The organism is Candidatus Symbiothrix dinenymphae, from assembly GCF_001431085.1.
Window position 1 is genome coordinate 1 of sequence record NZ_BBRU01000452.1, and the last position, 427, is coordinate 427.

Sequence of the window (427 nt, forward strand, 5' to 3'; positions counted from 1 at the left end):
ATGGAGAGCATTTTTCCCTTGAGGTCTAATTTGTCGAGTTCCTGTGTCGATTGCTTGTAAACTTCCGTGAGTTTGCCAATGTTTTTGATAGCACCTTCGCCCAAATCTTCGCCCAAGGCGACGTTGATTTGGTTACCGGCTTCTACAAAATCGAGGATGTCTTTTTTGCCGGTGATGCCCAATTTACCGGCATCACGCGCCAGATTGTTCAACTCTTCGCGCGATGTGCGCGTATCGAGTTTTTTAAATTCTTCGTTCAGGTCTTTGACTTGCTCGTGCGTTAAGCCGGTTGTTTTCATCACATCGGCATACGTGTCGTCCATTTTGGCTACATCTTCGGCGAGTTTCCGGAAGGTCATAGACAATCCGGTGATGGCTGCCACTCCGGTAGCAGCCATACTGAAATATTTGTTAAAGCCATTGGATA

General features: G+C 46.8%; 1 protein-coding gene. It reads right to left on the bottom strand.

Annotated elements, in window-relative coordinates; translation table 11 throughout:
- Positions 1-398, bottom strand: a 398-nt coding sequence (locus tag ASC50_RS05000; RefSeq protein WP_158648468.1) for a hypothetical protein, incomplete at its 3' end; no start/stop codon positions are given.
- Between the last annotated feature and the right edge of the window lie 29 nt (positions 399-427).